Raw genomic sequence first — 15,015 nt, forward strand, 5'->3', positions numbered from 1 at the left:
CGCGACCCGCTCGCGGCCCGGCGCGCCCGGTGGGGCTGGGCGTTCACCGCGCCGTTCGCCGCCTTCCTCGCGGTGTTCCTGATCGTCCCGCTCGTCTACGCGTTCGTCATGAGCCTGCAGAACACGACGCTGGCGGGCGGCACCTCCTGGGTGTGGTTCGCGAACTACGCCAAGGCGTTCACCGACCCGCTGTTCCTCGACGGCGTGGGACGCGTCATCCTGTTCGCGGTCGTCATGATCCCGGTGCAGATGATCGTCGCGATGATCGCGGCGCTGCTGATCGACGAGCTGACCACCCGCTTCGGCAAGTTCTCGCGCCTCATGATCTTCGTGCCCTACGCCGTGCCGGTGGTCATCGGAGCGCTCATGTGGGGCTTCCTGTACAGCCCCAGCTTCGGCCCCGCGCAGGAGATCTTCGGCTGGTTGGGGCTGACCGCGCCGAACTTCTTCGCCGACGGCAGCGTGTTCTCGTCGCTGGTGAACATCGTCACGTGGCAGTGGGCCGGCTACTACATGATCATCATCTACGCCGCCCTGCAGGGGATCGACCCCTCGGTCTACGAGGCGGCCCGCGTCGACGGCGCGAACTCGTTCCAGATCGCGCTGCGCATCAAGGTGCCGCTCGTCTCGTCGGCCCTGATGCTCATCCTCGTGTTCGCCCTCATCGGCACGCTGCAGTTCTTCAACGAGCCGCAGATGCTGCGCGGGATGGCATCCGGCTCGATCACCTCGCACTACACGCCGAACATCTACGCGTACACCGTCGCGTTCGGATACCAGCAGTTCAACTACGGCTCCGCCATCGCGTTCGCCCTGGGTGCCGTCGTCTTCGTCGGGTCGTACCTGTTCATGTTCGCGACCCGCAAGCGGAACGGAATGATGAAATGACCGCCACCCTCGACACCGTCGCGACGGTGACCGGATCGGCCTCCGCGCGCGCACGGTTCATCCCGCGCCGGCGCCCGCGCGTCGTGACCCATGTCGTCCTCGTCGCATTCATGGTGTACTTCGCGCTGCCGTTCTGGTGGCTGATCGTGGCGAGCACCAAAAGCCAGCAGGCGCTCTTCGACGGCAAGTCGAGCCCGCTGTGGTTCGGCAGCCACTTCGACCTCTTCGCGAATATCGCGGCGCTGTTCACCTACTCCGGCGGCATCTACTGGCGCTGGCTCGGCAACTCGTTCGCCTATGCCCTGGCCGGCGGCATCGGCGCCACCGTGCTGGCGGTGCTCGCTGGCTACGGGTTCTCGATGTATGGATTCCGTGGCCGCCAGGCGTTCTTCGCGATCGTGCTCGGCTCGGTCATGGTGCCCGCCACGGTGCTGGCCATTCCGTTGTTCGTCATGATGAGCAGCGCGCATCTCACCAACACGCCGTGGGCCGTCATCCTGCCCTCGATGCTCAACCCGTTCGCGGTGTATCTGATGAAGGTCTACACCGACGACGCGATCCCGGCGGAGATGATCGACGCGGCCCGCATGGACGGGGCCGGCGAGATCCGCATCTTCGCGCAGGTCGCCGTGCCGCTCATGCGCCCGGCCGTGATCACCGTGCTGCTGCTCGGCATCGTCGGCACCTGGAACAACTTCTTCCTGCCGCTGGTGATGTTCTCCAACCCAAACCTGTACCCGATCACCGTCGGCCTCGGCGCCCTGCAGGCGCAGGCGCAGGTCAACACCGGCGGCCAGTCCCTGTGGAACCTCGTCATCACCGGTGCGCTCATCTCGATCGTGCCGCTGATCGTGTCGTTCCTCACTCTGCAGAAGTACTGGCAGGGCGGTCTGTCGCTCGGCAGCGTCAAGTAGCCCGACGCCGGAATCCACCGCACTTCCCCCATTCCCCACACCGAGGAGCACCATGCCCACCGCACACGTCGCGCTCGATCCCCGAGCCGTCATCGCCCCGATCAACCGACGCCTGTTCGGCTCGTTCGTCGAGCATCTCGGCCGCTGCGTCTACGACGGGATCTACGAGCCGGGGCATCCCACGGCGGATGCCGACGGCTTCCGCGGGGACGTCGTCGACCTCGTGAAGGAGCTCGGGTCGACGACCATCCGATACCCCGGCGGCAACTTCGTGTCGGGGTTCCGGTGGGAGGACAGCGTCGGCCCGCGCGAGAAGCGTCCGGTGCGCCGCGACCTCGCCTGGCACTCGCTGGAGACCAACCAGGTCGGCCTCGACGAGTTCAGCCGCTGGCTGAAGCTCACGGGTTCCGAGCTGATGCTGGCGGTGAACCTCGGCACCCGTGGCATCCAGGAGGCCCTCGACCTGCTCGAGTACGCGAACCACCCGTCGGGCACCGCGCTCAGCGACCAGCGCATCGCCAACGGGGCACCGGAGCCGCACGACATCCGCATGTGGTGCCTCGGCAACGAGATGGACGGCCCCTGGCAGACCGGCTACATGACCGCCGACGACTACGGAAAGCTGGCCGCCCGCACCGCGGCCGCCATGAAGATGGCGGACAAGGACCTCGAGCTCGTGGTGTGCGGCTCGAGCGGGTCGGGCATGCCGACCTTCGGCGAGTGGGAGCGCGTGGTGCTCGAGCACGCGTACGACCACGTCGACTACGTGTCGTGTCACGCGTACTACCAGGAACGCGGCGGCGACCTCGGATCGTTCCTGGCATCCGCCCTCGACATGCAGTACTTCATCGACACGGTCGTCGCCACGGCCGACCACGTCGGCGACAAGCGCAAGTCCAAGAAGCGCATCCAGCTCTCGTTCGACGAGTGGAACATCTGGTACCTCGACGAGCACCAGGCCTCCGACGAGGTCAACGACGAGTGGCGCGTCGCACCGCGTCAGCTCGAGGACGTCTACTCCGTGGCGGATGCCGTCGTGCTCGGCGATCTGCTCATGACCCTGATCCGCAACTGCGATCGCGTCACGGCGGCATCCCTCGCGCAGCTCGTCAACGTGATCGCCCCGATCATGACCGAGCCCGGCGGGGACGCCTGGCGCCAGACCACGTTCTTCCCGTTCTCGGTCACGAGCCGCCTGGCGCAGGGCTCCGCGCTGCGCACCCACGTCACCTCGGACACGTACGAGACCGCTGTGCACGGCGCGGCGCCGGTGCTCGACGCGCTCGCCACCTTCGACGAGACGACCGGCACCGGGGCGGTGTTCCTGGTGAACCGCTCGACGTCCGAGCCGCTCGAGGTGACGGTGGATGCCGCCTGCCTCGGGGCATCCCGCGTCGCGGAGGCTGTGACCCTGGCGGACGCCGACCCGTACGCGAAGAACACGATGACCGACCAGACCCGTGTGGGCCTCGTGCCCAACGATTCCGCCGCGATCGCGCACGGCACCGTGACCGTCACCCTGCCGCCCGTGTCGTGGACCGCCATCGCCCTGGCCTGACGGCGGCCACCCCGGGCCGCGCGGGAAGCCCCTCCGCGCGGCCCGGGATGCGCGCACTAATCTGGGGATCCGCGCGCTGCGCGGCCCCACTGCTGAGGAGGACCCGTGTCTCTGACCAACTGGGCGTCCACCTGGACGTTCTCGGCGACCGAGGTCGCACGCCCGCGCACCCTCGACGACGTGCGACGGACCGTGGCGTCCAGTGACCGCATCCGCGCGGTCGGCACATTCCACTCGTTCAACGACCTCGGCGAGAGTGCGGCGCTGGTCTCGCTCGCCGACATGCCCGCCGACATCGAGCTGGACGAGATTGCCGCCACCGTCCGGGTGGCCGCCCAGCTGCCGTTCGCGCGCATCGCCGAGGCCATCGACGCCCGCGGGTGGGCGCTCGCGAACATGGGATCGCTGCCGCACATCTCCGTCGGCGGGGCGACGGCCACCGCGACCCATGGCTCGGGGCTCGGCAACGGCAACCTGTCGACATCGGTCGTCGGGCTCGACCTCGTCACCGCGGACGGTGGTGTGCTGCATCTCGATCGCGCAGATCCGCGCCTGCCGGGGGCCGTCGTGCACCTCGGGATGCTCGGCGTCGTCACGCACGTCACCCTCGCCGTCCAGCCGCGCTACCGGGTGCGGCAGGACGTCTACCTCGACGTGCCGTGGTCCGAGGTGCTCGCCGATCCCATCGGCGTCTTCGGCGCCGGCTACAGCGTCAGCGTGTTCGGGTTGTGGGGTGCGGACACCGTGCAGGTGTGGCGGAAGACCCGCCTCGCCGATGGCGAGCACGGCGACCTGCCCGCGACCTGGCGCGGAGGGACCCGCGCGAGCGGGCAGAGGGCGATCGTCGGCGAGGACACCGACAACGTGACGGTGCAGGGCGAGCCCGGCGCCTGGCACGCGCGGCTGCCGCACTTCCGGTTCGACCGGCAGCCGTCGGCCCAGGGCGAGGAGATCCAGACCGAGTACTTCGTCGACATCGAGGATGCCTCTGCGGCGCTCGCCGCCGTGCGCGCGCTCGCCGATCGCATCGACCCGCTGCTGCTCATCACCGAACTGCGCACCGTCGCGGCCGACGAGCTGTGGCTGAGCACCGCCTACCGACGCACCTCGCTGGCGATCCACTTCACGTGGCGGCGGCAGCCGACCGAGGTCGCAGCTCTGCTGCCCGAGATCGAGGCGGCGCTCGCGCCGTTCGCACCGCGCCCGCACTGGGGCAAGTGGTTCGCCATGACCGAAATCGGCGGCCTCTACCCGCAGTTCGCCGAGGCGGCCGCGCTCGTGCGCGAGCTCGACCCGGCGGGCCGGTTCCGCAACGACTACACCCGGCGCGTGCTGGGGCTGTAGCCGGTCACTCTGCCTGCGGGATCCATACGCGCATCGTGGACGGGCCGCGGTTCGCCCACGCGTGATACGGGGTCAGCCGTGCCGTGTGGTGCTGGAGCGCGGGCCGTGCCCGGTCCGGTGCGTACGGCCAGGCGGCGTCCGCGTCCGCGCGACGCGTGACGGTGATCTGCGGGCCGTCGGGGCCGGCGACCAGGGAGGCGGCATCCGCCTCGACCTCGTTGACGCTCCAGCCGTCCGGCAGATCGGCGGACTCGAGCACCATCACCAGCGGACCCGCCTCGACGGCGAAGTCCCCGCGGATCGCGTCGATCCGCCGGTCCGGCCACGTCACGCGCGGCTGCATCGGCAGGTCCAGCCGGATGACCTCGCCCGCACGCAGCACGCGCCGCACCTCCAGGTGCGTGCCCGCATCGAGGTGCGGCTGCTCCGAGAGGGATGCCGCCCCCGCCGCCCACGCCGGCACCCGCAGACGCAGGTCGACCTCGGTCGCCGGCGCCTCGAGGACGACCACCTCCACGGCGCCGTCGAGCGGGTAGCCGCTTCGCACCTGCAGGCGGATGCGTCCGGCATCGAGCGCGGTGTCGATCCGGTAGTCGCCGTACTGGTGCAGCTGAATGCCCGCCCCGGTGGCGGTTGCGAAGTACAGCCCGACACTCGCGAGGGTGCGCGCCACATTGGTCGGGCAGCAGGACACCTCGAACCACGGGGCCCGCAGGCTCGACTCGGCGCGGTGCGAGAGTTCGTGCTCGCTGGGTACGGCTCCGGGTGTGCGCTGGTGCAGCGTGTTCGTGTAGAAGAAGGCGCGGCCGTCCTCGCGCGGCGACGCCAGCACGTTGTTCAGCAGCGTGCGCTCGACGAGGTCCGCGTACTGCTCGGCGCCGGTGGCGAGCAGCAGCCTCCAGCTGAGCATGACGGATGCGATCCCCGCGCAGGTCTCGGCGTACGCGCGATCCGGCGGAAGCTCGAAGTCGTCGCCGTACGCCTCGTCCTGGTGGTGCGACCCGGCGCCGCCGGTGAGGTAGGTGCGCCGCGCGACGGCGTTGGCCCACTGCCGTGCGACGGCATCCTCCAACACGGAGTCACCGGTCTCGTCGGCGACGTCGAGGGCGCCCGCGGCGAGATAGAGCGCTCGGACGGCGTGGCCGCGCATGGTGTCGGTCTCGCGCACCGGCACGTCGTCCTGGAAGTACTCGTCGCCGAACGGTCCGAAGCTGCTCGCGCTCAGCGTCCCGTGGCCGCGACGCTCGATGAAGAGCCTCGCCTGCTCGAGGTGGCGGGAATCGCCGGTGATCCGAGCGAGCTCGACGAGACCCATCTCGATCTCCGGGTGTCCGCACACGGCCGCCCGTCTGGACGGACCGAACTCGGCGTGCACATGGTCTGCGAGGCGCCGGGCCACCTGCGGCAGCAGGTCGTCGTACCCGGTGCGCAGGCGCGCCACGGCGGCCTGGAACAGGTGGCCGAAGCAGTACAGCTCGTGCCCGAACTCGAGGTTGGAGTACCGCTCCGGCTGCCCCGGGCGACCGAAGCTGGTGTGCAGATACCCGTCGTCCTCCTGCGCGGCCGCAACGCGCGCGACCAATGCGGTGTAGCGGGCCTCGAGCGCGGCATCCGGCTCGCGTCCGAGCTCCCACGCCATCGCCTCGAGCAGTTTGTAGACCTCGGAGTCGACGAATTCGATGCCGGCGTGGTGGCCGGCGATGGTGCCGGATGCCGCTCGGTCGAAGTTGCCGATCCAGCCGATCCGCTCCATCCACTCCTCGCAGTGGGCCAGGGTGGCCTCGGAGTTCACCCTCTGCTTGTGGGCCCAGAATCCGCCGGTGATGCTGATCTCGTCGGTGCCGAGCGGGCGCAGCAGGCTGCGGCTGGGCCGGACCGGGCCGCCGGTGAGGCCGGTGAGGAGGGGGTGCATCGGGAACCTCGGATTCTCTCGTCGTCGATTGTGTGGGTGGACTGCGCGCGGGGCGGTGCCGGTCAGGAAACGGCTGCGGCCGACTGCGGGACGGTGTCGGATGCCGTCGCGCGCGCCGCCTGCGCGGCGAGGATCAGGTAGACGGCAGCGGTCCAGGTGTAGGCCCGGTCACGCAGCCCGGCCCCGGTCACCGCATCGAAGTTCTCGGCGAAGCCGGACCGCTCGCACAGGCGCCGGAACCTGGCGCTGACCTCATCGGCGAGCTCGTGGCGACCGGCGCTGCGCAGGCCGTCGTGGAGCAGCAGGGTCGACGGCGCCCAGATCGGTCCGCGCCAGTAGCCGTCGGGTTCGTACTGCGTACTGTCCACGGGTTCGGTGGCCAGGCCCCACTCGGTCAGATGGGCCCCGATGCCCGCCACGAGGGCTGCGACGATCTCCGGTCGCAGATGTTCGGCCGCCAGCAGGGGGATGAGGCCGAGCAGGCTCGTGCCGGTGCTCTCCCGGCCGGACTCCGCTGCGCGTCCGACGAACCGCGTCCCGCGCCAGAGCTCGCCCTGCAGCGCGTCGAGGAGCTCCTGGGCGCGATCTCGCCACTGCTGCCCTCCGGGAAGACCCAGCTCGTCGGTGAGATCGGCGAGCACGTGCAGCTGCACGGCGAGCAGCGCCGCCAGGTCCGGCGACTCGATCACCCGGTCTCGATCGAACGTGGTCGAGTTGTCCCAGCCGCTGTCGTTCCCGTGGTGGTAGTGCGGCAGCGCATGCCCGGGCGCCCGCCGGCCGAGCCAGAATCCCGACCACGCCGCAAGCCGTCCGTGGATCTCCGTCAGCTGCCGTCGGTCCAGGTCGGTGCGTTCGCGCAGAGCCTTCAGCGCCCATCCGTGGATCGGCGGCTTCACGTAGTTCCACAGCACTTCGGAGGGGGCGACCGAGTCCGGGATCGCCCCGCCGGGTTCCTGGTGGTCGAACGGCATCATCAGGTTGTCGAATGCGGCCAGGGGCCGGCCCTCGGCGAGGGCGAGGGCCGTGAAGCAGTGGTCCCAGCTCCAGACCTTGTCCATCCAGTGCTTCGACATCAGCACTGATTCCCGGCTCACAAACCCGCGCGGCGCCACGGTGGCCGACCAGAGCACGTAGGCGGCCAGGGCGGCGGCCGGTGCGGCGTCGCCCCACCACGGGGCCACGGCATCCAGATACTGTGCGAAGTCCGCCTCGACCAGGGCGCGGGCGTCCTCGAAGCTCCCGGTCGCCCGGTAGGGGGCGCGTGCCGCGTCGAACTCCTCGATGACGACCTCCCACTGCGGGCCGTCGACCGTCACCGCGCGGTCGCCGGCGCCGAGTCGCTGGTCACCGGTGAGGCGCTGCGCACCCTCCAGCACGGTGATGCGGTAGCGCCGTCCGGTCTCGTACGAGGTGAAGACCGCCGCGCCGTCGGTCGGATCGCGGAACAAGAACGCCCCGGTGAACGGAGTGAGCACCTCTGCGGCATCCGCGATCGTCAGACCCAGCCCCCGACCGCGCATGCGGATGGTGTCGGTGGTCTCGAAGGTCGCGTCGATCCGCCCCGCCGGTGCGACCCAGGTGAGGGCGGAGGCGGTGGCGATGACGTCCGCAGGTGCGGACGGGACGAACCGGAGCACGGGATGCATACCGGTCTGGTGCGAGACGAGGTGCAGGAGCTCATGCCGGCGGTGCAGGCCGATCACCGGCGAGATGTCGAGCCACGAGCCGCGTCGGCTGAAGGGGACGTCGTCGATGTCGAACGTCGGATTCGGACGGACCGGAGACATGGCAGGACCTCGCAGGGGTGCGTGGATGAGAAGGAGGGCAGCGGTGCGCGTCGTCAGTCTTTGACGGCGCCCGCGGTGACCCCGGCGGCGACGTAGCGCTGGGCGAGCACGAGAAGCACGGCGGCCGGGACGGACGCGATGACGGCCGTGGCCATGATCGAGTTCCAGTCCTGGTTGTTGTTGCCGATGTACGCGTAGATGCCGAGGGTGATCGGCTTGAGGTCGCCGCCCCCGTCGAGGGTGTTGGCGAACAGGAAGTCCGACCAGGCCCAGAGGAACGAGAACAGCGACACCGTCACGATGGAGTTGCGGCTCACCGGCAGCACGACCGAGACGAAGGTGCGCCACGTGCTCGCGCCGTCGATGCGGGCGGCCTGCAGCAGTTCGTCCGGGATGCCGGCCATGAACGCCGTGAAGATCAGCACCCCGAACGGCACGGCGAGCGTCGAGTCGGCGAGGATGAGCCCCCAGATCGAATCCAGGATGCCGAGCCGCACGTAGATCGTGTAGAAGCCCATCGCCATGATGATGGCGGGGATGATCTGGGCGATCAGCAGCAGGAAGCTCAGCACTCCGCCGCCCCGGGGTCGCAGCTTGGCCAGCGCGAAGGCGGCCGGGGCAGCGAGTGCCAGCGTGAGCGCGACGGTGCCGAGGCCGATGAGCAGGCTCGTGCCGAGGAACGGCAGCTGCTGCTGCAGGACGACCGTGTAGCCGTGCAGGGTGCCGTCGACCGGGAACAGGTTCGGCGGGCTCTTGCGCATGTCCGAGGCCTTCGTGAACGACACGTTGACCATCCAGTAGACCGGGAAGAGCATCACGGCGGTGAGGACGAGGCCGACGGCGGTCAGCCCCCAGGAGCGTCGCTTCATGTCAGGCCTCCGCCCTGCGCTGCATGCGCGCGTACGACAGCCCGAAGATCAGGGCGATGATGATCAGCACGTTGCCGACGGTGGCCGCGGAGCTGAAGTCGGGAAGCAGCGATCCGAAGCCGAGCTGATACGACCAGATCGCGAGCGTGGTCGACGAGGTGGCCGGGCCGCCGCGCGTCATGATCCAGATGATGTCGAAGACCTTGAGGGTGTAGACGAAGCCGAGCAGCAGCGTGATCGTGGTGACCGGTCGCAGCAGCGGGAAGGTGATCCGCCAGAAGCGCTGCCGGCCGTTCGCGCCGTCGAGGGATGCCGCCTCGTACAGGTCGGGGGAGATGCCCTGCAGCCCCGAGTACATGATGACCAGGTTGAACGGGATGCCGATCCAGATGTTGGCGACCAGCACGGCGGTCAGCGACCACTGCGGGGAGGTGAGCCAGTTGATCTGACCGATGCCGAACGCCTCGAGGAACGAGTTCACGATGCCCGAGTCGCTGTTGAACATCCACGACCACGTCGACGCCGACACCAGCAGGGGCAGCAGCCAGGGGACGAGGAACAGCGCTCGCAGGAAGCCGTTCAGGCGGAAGCTCTTGAAGAAGAAGACGGCGAGGGCGAGCCCGATCGCGAACTGGAACGCGATCGAGACGAAGACGAAGATCGCGGTGGTGAGCATCGACGGCCAGAACGTGGGATTCCCGATGATGGCGGCGAAGTTCTGCAGTCCCACGAACGGGGCGTCGCCGGTGATGAACGAGCGCACCGTGTAGTGCCGCAGGCTCAGATCGACGTTCTTGTAGAGCGGATACGCGTAGAAGAGCGCGAGGTAGACCACCACGGGGGCGGCGAAGCCCCACGCGGTGAGCTGGGCGCGGCGCTTGGCCCGCGAGCTCCGCCGCGGGGCGGGAGCAGCCGCAGCTGCTCCCGCCGGCGCGTGGCCGGCCGACCGCGTCGGCGACGTGATCACTGTCATGGCTTTCGTGTCGGCCTTTCCGGACGGGGGACTACTTGGTGAGCTTGGCGGCGACGGCCTGCTGGGCGGCCTTCAGCGCGTCGGACGGCGAGGCCGAACCGGTCTCCGCCTTCTGCACGGCGGTCCAGAGCTGCTGCGAGATCACCGGGTACTTGATGCCGAGGTTGTCGCCGGTGCGCGCCTTCGCCACCCCGGCGGCGTCGACCCACGTCTTCAGGGTGGGGTCGGCCTTGAGCTGCGCCTGCTGGCCGGTCTGGCTGGCGACGACGTAGTTCAGGGTGTTGTCGGTCGTGACGATGTTGTCGCCCTGCGAGAGGCATTCCACGATCTTCGCGGTCGTCTTGTAGCGTGCGGTGTCCTTCTGCACCGGGAGGGTGAAGAACTCCCCGCCCGTGGGCACCGGGGCGGCGCCTCCGGTGGCCGCCGGGATCGTGATGACGCCGGCCCCCATCTGCGCGGCCGCGGCCTTCTGCCAGGTGCCGTTCTCGCTGAACGCGAAGTCGCCCGTCTGGAACTCCTGCCAGCTCGTGGTCTGGGTGTTCTGGATCACCGAGTTGGGGGCGTAGCCCTTCTTGATCCAGTCGGTCCACAGCGTGAGCGCCTGCACGGCCTGCGGCGAGTCGAGCTTCGTCAGGTCGGCGCCGGCACCCCAGAACCACGGCAGGAACTGGAAGGATCCCTCCTCGGTGTTGATGCCGGAGAACGTGATGCCCTTCTTGCCGGCCGCCTTCACCTTGGCGAGTGCGGCGGTGAGGGACGTCCAGTCGGTGACGGACGTCGGGTCGACGCCCGCGGCCTTGAGCACCTTCGGGTTGTAGTAGAGCGCGAGCGTGTTCGCGCCGATGGGCACCCCGTAGGTCTTGCCGTCCACGACGCCCGCGCCGAGGATGTTCTGGGCGATCGCGCCGGTGGACAGGCCGTTCTCGCCGGTGGTGGTGAGGATGCCGGCGTCCGCGAGGGTGGACACCACCGGGTTGTCGACCAGGAGGACGTCGGGGGAGTTGCCCTGTTGCCCGGCGAGGAGCGCCTTGTTGGTGAGGTCGGTGGTGTCGTAGCCGGTGCGTTTGACGGTGACGCCCGCCTGGGAGCCGCACTGTGCGACGAGCTTGCCCCAGGCTGATGTCGCGTCGTACTGCGGGTACGGGTCCCAGAACGTGTAGCTGCCGGACGGGGTCGAGCCGGAGGCGCTGCCGCCCGTGCTCGAGCAGCCGGTGAGCGCCGTCGCAGCGACGCCTGCGGTGAGAAGCGCGACTCCGATGGCGCGCGCCTTTCGTGATGCCTGCATGGGTATTCCTCTCTGAATGATGCCGGGTTGTCGGGTTGGGGTGTGAGGGTGAAGTCGAATCGATTCGATTAACGGGTGCGAAGAAGGCGAGGCTGCGAACGGGGGCTCACCTCGTGCTGCCCCGATCGACGATCTCGGGAGCGATGAGCTCGACCCGGTGCGGGTCCGCGTACTCCGGGTTGGTCATGCGCTGTACGAGGGCGCGCACGGCACGGCGGCCGAGCTGCTCGGGAGACGTCTCGACGGCGGTGTAGGGGAGGTTGAACAGCCGCCCGAACTCCTCGGAGAAGATGCCGACCACCGACAGGTCGTCGGGCACCTTCACGCCGCGCGCGTGCAGCACGGACGGCAGGGCGGCGATGACGGCGTCGTTGTGCACGATCATCGCGGTGCCGAGCTTCGCGTCGAGGATCGCGCCGAGCTGCTCGTTGACGGCGGGCTGCTGGGTCTCGCCGTGGAACAGATGCACGCGCATGCCGTGCTCGGCGGCGCGCTCGAGCGCGGCGTTCTTCAGTCGCCAGGAATAGGCGCCGCCGCGTGCGGCGACATCCTCACGCGGCGTCACGAGCACGATGTCGGTGTGACCGAGGGCGGCGAGGTGGTCGACGAGCACGCGCCCCGACTCGTCCCAGTCGAGGTCGAATACGTCGAAGCCGTCGGTGTCCTTGGGGAGACCCACCATCGAGCCCGGCTGACGGATCGAGCGCATCACCGGCAGTCGCGCATCCTCGTGTGCGACGTTGAGCAGGATGACGCCGTCCACCATCTCCGAGCTCGACAGACGCTTCAGCGCCTTCGGCCCGTCGGTCTCGGTGACCATCAGGATGTCGTAGCCGGCTTCGCGCGCGGCATCCGAGATCGGGAGCACGTACTGGAGCATGGCGGGCGAGAACTCGTCCTCGAAGAAGTGCACGAACAGGCCGATGACGAGCGTCTGCGACGTCTTCAGGGCCCGGGCGCCCGCGTTCGGGGTGAAGCCGAGGTCGCGGATGGCCTCTTCGATGCGCTCCCGCGTCTCTCGGGAGATCGTGCGCTTGCCGGAAAGGGCGTAGGAGACCGTGCTGCGCGAAACGCCGGCGCGTTTGGCCACGTCGTGGATGGTCGCCATCGGTCCTCCTCTGCTCGGCGGTGAGTGCGTGTCTTCGAACTGTATTCGTCGAATCGGTTCGATTGACGATAACAGCCCGATCGGCGGATGGTCAAGGGATCTGTGCGTGGATTCCGGATGCCTCCCGGGGCGCCTTGCAGCGCCCCGGGAGGCGGGTGTCATCCGCGCATCGTCACGGTGTCGGCCCGGCCATGCCGTCCGGTGCCGCGACGGCGTGCAGCGTCCAGAAATGGTCCGCCGTGGCAGCGTCGGTCGCGATGGTCGATGACGCCGACGAGGCGACCACGAGGCTCGCGTCGCGCGCGTTGCCCGACGAGTCGTGGACCGCCGTGCCGGCGGGGTCGTCGAACGTGTAGTGCACCACGTCGCCCGCGCCCGCGGCGCCCGCGGCGAGGGTCGCGACCTCGGCCGCGCTGAGCGCACGGTCGTACATGTTGAAGTCGTCGATCTTCGCGTTCAACGCCGGGTCCGCATACTGCGACTTGCCGAGGTAGTCGTTCGTCGTCGCGCCGAGGGATGCGGGATGCAGGGTCATGTTCGGGTTCGTGCCCACGACCTTGCCGTTGACGTACAGCGTGCCGGTGGTGCCCGAGACGGTCACGGTGACCAGCGACCACTGGTTCACCGGCAGGGGAGCGGTGCCGTTGATCTGCTGCTCGGCGCCGGGCCCGTTCGCCGTGATGGCGAAGCGGACATTGGTGCCGTTGCTCACGGTGAGGAACATGTAGTCGCCCGTGCCGGAGCCGATGTCGAACAGCCGAGACCACGTCGCATCGGCGGCGGGATCCACCCAGCCCGAGACCGTGTAGTCGCCGGCGAGGCCGCTCGCGATGCCGTCCGGCATCCGCACGTACGAGCTCGTTCCGCAGAAATCGAGCGCGCTGCCGATCACACCGGCGGGACGCGGTCCGTCCGGTGTGCACGTGGTCGGTGCCCCGTCGGTCCACTGCACGACGGACGCTCCGTTCGCCGTGCTCATGCCGCTGACGGCGAGCACCGTGCCGGTGCCGTCGTTCTCGATGCGGTAGTGGCCGTCGCCGTCCGGTACGAACTGCCAGAGGTGGTCGCCGGAGCCGTTGTCGCCCCAGACGAGGGCGGCGGCGCCGTTGCGCGTCGATTCGTCCTGCACACCGAGCAGCAGGCCGCTCGCCGCATTCTGGATCTTGTAGAGGCCCGCACCCGCGTCGATGACGTTCCACGTCTGCGTGGCGCTTCCCGTGACCGTGGCCTGGTCGGCGGTGGTGCCCTGCGCCGTTCCGGAGTTCGCGGTGTCGAGTCCGAGTCCGCTGTTGACGTTGGTGATCGTGTAGGTGCCGGCGAGGCTCGTCGCATGGTGCGCCGGCGTGACGACCAGGTGGTATCCGTAAGCCGGATTCATCACGATCGGCACGGTGATGGAGCCATCTGCGCCGACGGTGTATTCGGTGTTCGACACCGTGATCGGCCCGTCGACCGCCGTCGTGCGGCCGTGCGTCGGCGTGTACTCGAGTCGCACGTCGACGTCGCTGCCGAGCGCGAGCGAGTTCAGCCCGTCGATCGTGACCGCCGTGGCGCCCGAGCCGCCGCCCGCGATCACGTCGACCTTCTTCTGGTTCTTCGGCACCGACGCGGCGCCGTCGAGGTTCGACCCGGTCGGCGGCGTGGTGGTCACCATGCTGCCGTTCATGCCGCCGTACCACTCGTAGAGCCAATACGCGCCGTTCGGGGCGCCGCCTGTGTCGGTGAGCAGGTCGCCGAGCGTGCCGTAGTGGTTCCAGAAGGCGAGCTCGGCGTTCTGCACGCCGAGCCGCTCGAATTTCGAGATGTACTGGACCAGGGAACCGGGGATGCCGACCTCCGACGGCGTCGCATACTCTTCGATGTCGATCGGGCGCGGCGAGATGCCGAGGCTCTTCTCCATGGCCTCGACCTTCGCGACATCCCCCGCGATCTTGGCGGGCGTCTCCAGCTCGTGCCAGGCCAGGATGTCGGGCACCGTGTTCGTCGCGACGGCGTTCTGCAGGAAGTTCTGCATGTCGCTGATGTTGTCCGAGAAGCTCGGGCCCTGGATCGGGGTCGTGGCATCCAGCGATCGCACCTCGCGGTACGTGCGCGTCCAGAAGTCCTCGAAGCTGCCCGCGGCCTTCGAGTTCCACGTCCAGTCCGGCTCGTTCCACAGGGCGTACGCGGCGATGTTCGTCGCGCCGGATGCCTGCACCGCCTCGACCTGCGTGTCGACCGCGTTCAGCCAGTCGCTCCAGCTCACCCATCGGTACGGGAAGTTCGGGTACCAGTCCGGCATCCGCACGACGACCTTCGCGCCCGCGTTCGCCGCCTCGGAGGCGACGGCGAGAGCATCCCCTGCCGGCGACGGCTCACCGTTCGGCAGCTGCGAGCC

Annotated in this window: 11 protein-coding genes; 4 read left to right on the forward strand and 7 right to left on the reverse strand. The window is 69.2% G+C overall.

Features of this window, described 5'->3' with window-relative positions; translation table 11 throughout:
* The 4 genes from VJR25_RS10550 to VJR25_RS10565 form a co-directional block, all read left to right on the forward strand.
* The coding region (locus VJR25_RS10550) for a sugar ABC transporter permease (protein WP_324114930.1) at window positions 1-888 on the forward strand (888 nt) is incomplete at its 5' end.
* On the forward strand, window positions 885-1,802 hold the full coding sequence (locus tag VJR25_RS10555; protein WP_324114931.1) for a carbohydrate ABC transporter permease: 918 nt from the start codon (window positions 885-887) through the stop codon (window positions 1,800-1,802). The genes VJR25_RS10550 and VJR25_RS10555, both read left to right, overlap by 4 nt.
* A 52-nt stretch (window positions 1,803-1,854) precedes the next feature.
* Window positions 1,855-3,360, forward strand: a complete 1,506-nt coding sequence (locus VJR25_RS10560) for an alpha-N-arabinofuranosidase (RefSeq protein WP_324114932.1) — start codon at window positions 1,855-1,857, stop codon at window positions 3,358-3,360.
* A gap of 105 nt (window positions 3,361-3,465) precedes the next feature.
* A complete protein-coding gene (locus tag VJR25_RS10565) occupies window positions 3,466-4,704 on the forward strand; it encodes a D-arabinono-1,4-lactone oxidase (protein ID WP_324114933.1) in 1,239 nt (412 codons plus the stop codon).
* 4 nt (window positions 4,705-4,708) lie between these two features.
* Here VJR25_RS10565 and VJR25_RS10570 read toward each other — a convergent pair whose 3' ends face one another.
* The 7 genes from VJR25_RS10570 to VJR25_RS10600 form a co-directional block, all read right to left on the reverse strand.
* Window positions 4,709-6,616, reverse strand: a complete 1,908-nt coding sequence (locus tag VJR25_RS10570; RefSeq protein ID WP_324114934.1) for a glycoside hydrolase family 127 protein — start codon at window positions 6,614-6,616, stop codon at window positions 4,709-4,711.
* 62 nt (window positions 6,617-6,678) lie between these two features.
* Complete coding sequence (locus tag VJR25_RS10575; RefSeq protein WP_324114935.1) at window positions 6,679-8,403, reverse strand: amylo-alpha-1,6-glucosidase; 1,725 nt, start codon at window positions 8,401-8,403, stop codon at window positions 6,679-6,681.
* Between the two features lie 53 nt (window positions 8,404-8,456).
* Window positions 8,457-9,272 carry a carbohydrate ABC transporter permease gene (locus VJR25_RS10580; protein ID WP_324114936.1) on the reverse strand — a complete coding sequence of 272 codons (816 nt, stop codon included), beginning with the start codon at window positions 9,270-9,272 and terminating at the stop codon, window positions 8,457-8,459.
* Between the two features lies 1 nt (window position 9,273).
* Window positions 9,274-10,245 carry a sugar ABC transporter permease gene (locus VJR25_RS10585; protein WP_324114937.1) on the reverse strand — a complete coding sequence of 324 codons (972 nt, stop codon included), beginning with the start codon at window positions 10,243-10,245 and terminating at the stop codon, window positions 9,274-9,276.
* A gap of 31 nt (window positions 10,246-10,276) precedes the next feature.
* Window positions 10,277-11,530, reverse strand: coding sequence for a sugar ABC transporter substrate-binding protein (locus VJR25_RS10590; protein ID WP_324114938.1), 1,254 nt, complete (start codon window positions 11,528-11,530; stop codon window positions 10,277-10,279).
* A 106-nt stretch (window positions 11,531-11,636) separates the two neighbouring features.
* Window positions 11,637-12,638: a LacI family DNA-binding transcriptional regulator gene (locus VJR25_RS10595; RefSeq protein ID WP_324114939.1), complete on the reverse strand. Its 1,002-nt coding sequence runs from the start codon at window positions 12,636-12,638 to the stop codon at window positions 11,637-11,639.
* A gap of 172 nt (window positions 12,639-12,810) precedes the next feature.
* Window positions 12,811-15,015 (reverse strand): RICIN domain-containing protein (locus VJR25_RS10600; RefSeq protein WP_324114940.1); only part of this gene is annotated, 2,205 nt, incomplete at its 5' end.

Origin of the sequence: Microbacterium sp., assembly GCF_035277845.1 — a bacterium.
Taxonomy (GTDB): domain Bacteria; phylum Actinomycetota; class Actinomycetes; order Actinomycetales; family Microbacteriaceae; genus Microbacterium.

Coding starts and splice junctions, on each gene's coding strand:
- VJR25_RS10585 (WP_324114937.1), bottom strand. CDS start 10,245: ATGACAGTGATCACGTCGCCGACGCGGTCGGCCGGCCACGCGCCGGCG.
- VJR25_RS10575 (WP_324114935.1), bottom strand. CDS start 8,403: ATGTCTCCGGTCCGTCCGAATCCGACGTTCGACATCGACGACGTCCCC.
- VJR25_RS10555 (WP_324114931.1), top strand. CDS start 885: ATGACCGCCACCCTCGACACCGTCGCGACGGTGACCGGATCGGCCTCC.
- VJR25_RS10560 (WP_324114932.1), top strand. CDS start 1,855: ATGCCCACCGCACACGTCGCGCTCGATCCCCGAGCCGTCATCGCCCCG.
- VJR25_RS10570 (WP_324114934.1), bottom strand. CDS start 6,616: ATGCACCCCCTCCTCACCGGCCTCACCGGCGGCCCGGTCCGGCCCAGC.
- VJR25_RS10595 (WP_324114939.1), bottom strand. CDS start 12,638: ATGGCGACCATCCACGACGTGGCCAAACGCGCCGGCGTTTCGCGCAGC.
- VJR25_RS10590 (WP_324114938.1), bottom strand. CDS start 11,530: ATGCAGGCATCACGAAAGGCGCGCGCCATCGGAGTCGCGCTTCTCACC.
- VJR25_RS10580 (WP_324114936.1), bottom strand. CDS start 9,272: ATGAAGCGACGCTCCTGGGGGCTGACCGCCGTCGGCCTCGTCCTCACC.